Here is a 6000-nt window from a genome sequence, read left to right on the forward strand (position 1 = left end):
TCAGCGCGTTTTCCCGCGTGGTATCAAGGAGCCGAACCATGCGCACTTCGACGGCATATTTTGCAGGCGTGGGAACCGTGGTCGCGGCTGTTGTCGCGGGCCTTGGTGGCGGCATGTTGATTTCGAACATCGTCAGCCCGCATGCGCCCAGGATCGAAACGAGCAAGCTTGAGCTGCGGATGTCGGAGAAGCCGATCCCGGCGAAGGCTTCGTCGGAACCGGCACCGAACGTGGCGGCGGTCGCACCGAATGCAGCGCAGAACCAACCGCAGAACGAACCCGTCACGCCCACCTCGACCCAGGCGCAGCCCGCTGGAGCTGCAGCGAGCACGCCGCCCGCAGCATCACCACAGCCGACGACCGCCGCACCCGTGACGCAGGCAGCTGCGCCCGAAAAGACAAATCCTGAGTCGATCAGAACGCCCGAAGCCGCTTTTGCCAAAACGCGCGATAGCGATATCAGGGCGCGCGATGCCGACGTGAAGTCACGCGACACCGATATCAGGCGAGAGGCAAGACGCGCCACTGAGGAGAAGCGCAAGGCCGAGCGTCGTCAGAACTGGGTTGAACGACGCCGGCCGCGGCAGGATCAGGAGCTTCGCGAGGTCGAGGAGAAGGTCCGCGAAGAGACCGAGCCGCGGCAGGTCTTTGCGGCCGAGCCGGCGCGACTCGAGACGCCCCGGATCAGATTGTTCGATCTGGACTGATCGATCCACTACCCAAAGCGTTTTCGAGCGAAGTGGACACCGGTTCGCGTGAAGAAAACGCGTCAAGAGAAAGATCCAGAGCTTCTGATTCACTCAGAACCGAAGCTCCAGATCGCTTCACCTATCCGCCACGCGATTCCACCACCTTGCGGCAGGGGTCGGACAGTTTCGACTTGTTGTCGCGCAGGCAGGCGTTCATCTGCGGCGGCTTGCCGATATGCTCGGCGCAGAATTTCCCGGCATCGGAACGGCAAGCCATCTGCTCTTCGCGGCTCGGCCCGGATTGGGCTGACGCCAGCGCACTGCCGGCGAGCAGAAAAATCAGCGAGACGAGGGCGGTTGCGACAGGCGTGGATTTCTGAACTGGCTTTTTCATGGATCACCTTGGCTGGGGCGTTGACGGGTTGAACGAGCGTTCGCGGGAAAACTCGTCGAGGCCGGCTGCGCGGTCCATGCCATGTTCATGGCAGCGAAAATTCCCCTGCAAACGCCCCGCGACATCGACCCACCATCTTCATGGGATGTTGCCGCGCGCCGGTCTGGCCCAAGTACCTCTCCACGTCGGCTGCGGTGACCGGTCGGTCCATCGCAAGGCTGCACGGCAAAATAATCAGGAGAGGTTACATGTTGAGGATTTCTAGATGGCTGCGCGCCGGTCTGACCGCGACTGCGCTTTCGACCGTGGCAGCGCTTTCGCTTCATGCCGGCTCGGCCCAGGCGGCGGTGGTCTATTGCAAGACGGCCGGCGTGCCGCAGGGCTGCGTGGTGCGGCCGACGCCGGTGGCCGCGGTAGCGGTTGCCACACCCCGCGTCGGCGTCGTTGGCGTCGGCGCGCGCGGCGTCGGTGTCCGCCCCGGCACGGCGTGGAATCGTGGCGGCCCGGTCAACCGCGTGGGGCGAAGGTAACTTCACACGGGTATCGCGTTTTCGAGCGAAATGGGTACCGGTTCGCGTGAAGAAAACGCGTCAAACTTCAAGCACTACCGTCGCTATCGGGAAAGCGGTGCGGCAAGGTCAGCCGCACCTGCGTTCCGCCGGCGCCGGATGTCAAATCTAACCCGGCGCCGCAGCGGGCGGCGCGGCTTTGCATGTTGCGCAGGCCGCGTCCCGCTTTGGCGCCCTCGGCTGGCGCTTCGCCATCAGCGGCCAGCGCAAAACCCTTGCCGTCGTTCGCAATCGTGATGCAGCCCTGATCGAGGCCGTCTACATCGCGCAAAGTCTCGATGCTGACCGTGATGCGGCGCGCGCCGGAGTGCTTGACCGCATTGGTCAGGGCTTCATCCAGCAGCCGCATGATCTGGATCACGTGCCAGGGCCGCAATTCCGGATGCACCGGCAGGCCCGGCGGCGTTATCGTCCAATCGAGCTCGATGTCGTGCGGGCGCAGCTGCGCCATCGCGCGCTCGCGCCATGATCCCAGCGCCAGCATCAGGTCGCCGCCGATGTCATCCATGGAGTCGATGACAAGGCGCAGATCCTTCAGCGCCGCCCGCGCAGCGTCGCCGATACCAGCGCTCGCATCATTGCCGCGTTCGCTGAGCGCCACGATGCTGACGAGCTGGCCGCCGAGGCCATCGTGCAGGTCGCGCATCAGCCGGGTGCGCTCGCGGGCCAACGCCGCGGCCCGCGCGCGTTCTTCCTCGCGGGCGAAGCTGGCCTTCAATTTGTCTTCGGCCTCGCGCACCTGGGTGACGAGGCGGCCGGCAAAACTGTCGACCTGGTTGAGCGCGCGTGCGAACCGCCAGGTCAGCGCCGCGCCGATCGCCACCAGCATCGCCGAATAGGACAATCGCGAGAAGAAGATGCGTCTATCAGGGACGATCTGCAGCACCGAGAGCATGTCGTGGATCCAGCTGGTCAGCACGATGGTGACCGCGCAGCCCAAGAGGATGCTGGCGGCGTCCTGCCGCCGCAGCACCACATTCCCGGCGATGACCGCTATCACGATCAGGCAAATTCCGACCGTCGGCGTGCCGATGAAAAGATACAGCGACCGGACCGCGGCCTGGCCGCTGATCAGCCCGGTCATGGCGAGGATTATTCCGGGTGCAAAGATCAGCGCACCCCAGCGCGGCCATTTGCGGCCAAAGAACAGGATCGCGAAAGCCAGCACAAGCCCGCTCTCGAGCGGCGCGGAGGCGATCGCAATGGCGTTGAGCCCGGCGTACGGTGAGTTATCGATCGGCGTCGACAGAAACGCCTGCAAGACGCCGACCGCCATTGCCGCCGCCAGCATGCCGTAAGCCGGTTCATGCCGTCGCATCACCCACATGATGCTGAGGATGACCGCAAGGATCGCCTGCCAGGCCGAAAACACGATCGGCAACGTGACGAACAGCAGTGCCCGCCGGTCGTAATAAGGACGGAGAATGTCGTCAGGTCCAACGTAGGGCGTGTCGAGAAACGCCGAGATCGGGCCCCACACCAGCACGCGAATGGTGAGTTCGTTCGAACCGCCGTGCAGCAGCGCCGACGGAATCACGGCGATCTGAGGCGTGGAGCGGTCAGGCCGGTTGGCGACCGGATCGCGCCTTGAGTCCAGCACCGCGACGCCGTTGACGGCGACTTCGGCGGCATTGGTGAAGCGCGGCAGATAGATCGACCACGCGCGCTGCGGTTGCTCGGCCGGCCATGTGAACCGGCCGGAATAGGTCGGCTGATCGTCGGCCGCCGACCGCGCGCTGGCGAAATGCGGCAAGGTTACAGACCGCTCGGTGTCGCCTTGCCTCAGCCTGAACTCGGTCACGGCAAAACTTTGGGGCGGTGCAGGCAGCGGCTGTCGCAGGATGAAGCCGCAGGCGGCGGCGATCAGCACCTGTAGCAGCACATATTGCAACAGGCGGGAGACCTGCAGCCGCCGGCGCACCTCGCCGGGAGGAGCCTCGATTGCGGCGTCCTCGCTCACAGCCGGATCAGGCCTTGCTGCACCGCCTCGAACACCGCTTCGCCCCGGGTGTGCACTTCGAGCTTGCGATAGATGCTCTTGATGTGCCCGGGCACGGTCTGCCGCGACAGGCCGAGATGGCCCGCGATCTCGGCGTAGCTGAAACCCTTGGCTATGCCCCAGAGGATATCGATCTCGCGCGGGGTCAGTTTGGCGGTGTTGAGCGGCGGGCCGGGCGGCGGCTCCGGATTGTTCTGGGTCCGGCGCACGATGAAACGCGCGATCGAGGCCGAGATCGGCGAATGTCCGGCCACGAGGTCGCGGACGGTGGCGGCGATGTCGGTCGGAAACGCGTCCTTGAGCAAATAGCCGGTGGCGCCGACGGTGATCGCCGAGATCACGCTCTCCTCGTCGCCGAGGATCGAGATCACCATGATCTCGGTGTCGGGAAAGCGCTGGCGCGTCTCGCGGATCAGATCGATGCCGTGGCCGTCAGGCAATTGCAGATCGGTCAGCAGCACCTTCGGCGCGCCCTGCGCCAGGCCGGCCTTGGCTTCGGCCAGCGTCGCCGCCGCGCGTACCTGATAGCCCGCCTTGGTCAGCGCGTCCTGCAGCCGCCACAATGTCGGCGCGTCGTCTTCGACCAGCAAAACGGAGATGGCCTGCGAAAGCGGTTCATCGCTCAACGGCGTCATGGAATTGGCTCCGGCCGCCTGTCCCCGCGCGGCCCTGCGCGAGTTTAACCGTTCGAGGGGGATTTGGGACAGCCATGTTTATGGGGGAGGTCACATAGGGGAGGGACCATACCCCCTCCCCGGTGAACCTGCGGGGCCAAACCGTTAAGTTACGGGATAAAAAAGTAATCCGGTTGCAAGGAACGCGCCCCACACTTCGGGGCAGCTCATCAGGGCCGGATCAGGGATCCTTTCCAAGTGACGCCCAAGAATGAACTCCAGGCTGATCGGATCCGAAAATACCTCGGTCATTTGACGTCGCATGCGCGCAGCAGCCTGCTCGTCGAAATCGAGCGGATGCAGATGTATGACGAGGACATTTCGGGCTTCGAAATTATCCTGGCAGAACTGCGCGCCGAGTTTCGCAAGAGCGGCGAGACCCACAACCGGATCGGCAATCCGTCGCGCTACTTCTTCAAGCCGATCGAAGCATTGTTCGTCGACCGCTCGCCCGAGCGCGCCAATTCCGGCCAGATATCGCGCGGGTCGCTGTCGGCGATCTGGGAATGGATCAACCAGGATCAGCTGCCGTCGATGGCGCGCGATTATTGCGAGCAGATGAAGCAGCTGATCGTGAAGGACAATCCGGACGAAGCCAAGCTGATCGTCGCCGGCTTCCAGTCCAAGGTAGTCAAGACGATCGAGGGGCTTCTCGGCTCCGAGCAGGGCGTTTCCGACGTACGAAGAGCTCTTGGCCAGTATACCGGCTCCCGCGCCAGCTTTGACGATCTCAAGAAGATCCTGCTGGCGTTGCGGCTCCGCGACGCCATCGTCGCCTTCAATGAAGCGTTGCCATCCAAGGTGGATGATTTCGACGGCGACGCGCTTTCCAGGATACGCGGTCATCTCGACACGTTCGCGGCCAAACATCCCGAAGCGATGCCGTTTGCCCTGACCATGGTGACGAAGCACCTCAAGGTGCCATGGCAACTGGCCCGTCTCGCGACCAGGTCGGCGCGCAGCAAGAATGCCGCCGAGATCGCGGCGACCCGCTATGCGATCAGCATCGCCATGGTGCTCGACCATCTCGACGACCAACGAATAGAGCTGAGCCACGCTTTGAAGCGCAACCGTATTTCGATCGCCAGGGACATTCTCACCGACATCTACGATATCGAACACGCGCTGCGGACCTCGATCGATCGCATCGACCAGACCGATTGGGGACGAAAGCTCGACGCCGTGATGGCCGCGGTAGCGTCCGATTTGCAGGCTGAGCTGCAGTCCCTGCCGGGAAATCTCCACCACGTCCTTGAATCGCACACGCTGCATCGTCATCACGCCGAGCCGGTGGGACTGGCGTTCCTGGTGCAGAAGGGACGCAATTTGATCGGGCTTGGCAGAGGTAGGATGGGCTGATCCCTCCCGCGGACCCATCAGCATCGATGCACCCGCGACATTCTGACCCGACGGGCAAATCAATTCTGGTTTCCGGAATTCGTGTCAAGCCCCAGAATGAAAAATATTTCTGTTTACCAGAAGGCAAATCAGGTGCATATCTTCGGCCATCCCGTCCTACTCAGAAGGGCGTCGGCCGTCGTCACGGACGTTGGACGGGTTGCGGTGGACGCTGGTTTGCGCTGAGACGACGGCGCGGACGAGCGTACGGCAAAACCGTGTGGTCCTGGCGCCCGTTGCAGGCGTCAAGCTGTCGGAGAAGCGCAAGCGGGAACGG

General features: G+C 63.6%; 6 protein-coding genes. 3 read left to right on the plus strand and 3 right to left on the minus strand.

Translation table 11 applies throughout. The annotated features are described in order from the left end of the window. Positions 1-38: 38 nt before the first annotated feature. Positions 39-707 carry a hypothetical protein gene (locus JQ600_RS29180; protein WP_212386398.1) on the plus strand — a complete coding sequence of 223 codons (669 nt, stop codon included), beginning with the start codon at positions 39-41 and terminating at the stop codon, positions 705-707. Between the two features lie 121 nt (positions 708-828). On the opposite strand, the gene JQ600_RS29185 is transcribed toward JQ600_RS29180, so the two are convergent. Continuing rightward, positions 829-1083, minus strand: coding sequence for a cysteine rich repeat-containing protein (locus JQ600_RS29185; RefSeq protein WP_212386399.1), 255 nt, complete (start codon positions 1081-1083; stop codon positions 829-831). A 248-nt stretch (positions 1084-1331) separates the two neighbouring features. Here JQ600_RS29185 and JQ600_RS29190 point away from each other — a divergent pair, with 248 nt between their 5' ends. After that, entirely contained in the window at positions 1332-1613 is a 282-nt protein-coding gene (locus tag JQ600_RS29190; RefSeq protein ID WP_212490198.1) for a hypothetical protein, read from the plus strand. Positions 1614-1680: 67 nt separating this feature from the next. Here the strand turns inward: JQ600_RS29190 and JQ600_RS29195 are convergent, their stop codons facing one another. Together JQ600_RS29195 and JQ600_RS29200 are read right to left on the minus strand one after the other, a co-directional pair. Next, positions 1681-3612, minus strand: a complete 1932-nt coding sequence (locus JQ600_RS29195; RefSeq protein ID WP_212386401.1) for a sensor histidine kinase — start codon at positions 3610-3612, stop codon at positions 1681-1683. After that, the gene (locus tag JQ600_RS29200; RefSeq protein ID WP_212386402.1) at positions 3609-4286 is read right to left on the minus strand and encodes a response regulator transcription factor; all 678 of its coding nucleotides are present in this window, start codon (positions 4284-4286) and stop codon (positions 3609-3611) included. Before JQ600_RS29200 ends, JQ600_RS29195 begins: the two co-directional genes overlap by 4 nt. Before the next feature lie 237 nt (positions 4287-4523). Between JQ600_RS29200 and JQ600_RS29205 the strand changes: the two genes are divergently transcribed. Further along, the gene (locus JQ600_RS29205) at positions 4524-5684 is read left to right on the plus strand and encodes a hypothetical protein (RefSeq protein WP_212386403.1); all 1161 of its coding nucleotides are present in this window, start codon (positions 4524-4526) and stop codon (positions 5682-5684) included. The last annotated feature ends 316 nt before the right edge of the window (positions 5685-6000 follow it).

It is taken from the genome of Bradyrhizobium sp. AUGA SZCCT0176, assembly GCF_018130145.1.
Classification (GTDB): Bacteria; Pseudomonadota; Alphaproteobacteria; order Rhizobiales; family Xanthobacteraceae; genus Bradyrhizobium.

What these genes read in the sequence shown, in the direction of transcription:
- JQ600_RS29180 (WP_212386398.1), top strand. Translation starts at nt 39, where the DNA reads ATGCGCACTTCGACGGCATATTTTGCAGGCGTGGGAACCGTGGTCGCG.
- JQ600_RS29185 (WP_212386399.1), bottom strand. Translation starts at nt 1,083, where the DNA reads ATGAAAAAGCCAGTTCAGAAATCCACGCCTGTCGCAACCGCCCTCGTC.
- JQ600_RS29190 (WP_212490198.1), top strand. Translation starts at nt 1,332, where the DNA reads ATGTTGAGGATTTCTAGATGGCTGCGCGCCGGTCTGACCGCGACTGCG.
- JQ600_RS29200 (WP_212386402.1), bottom strand. Translation starts at nt 4,286, where the DNA reads ATGACGCCGTTGAGCGATGAACCGCTTTCGCAGGCCATCTCCGTTTTG.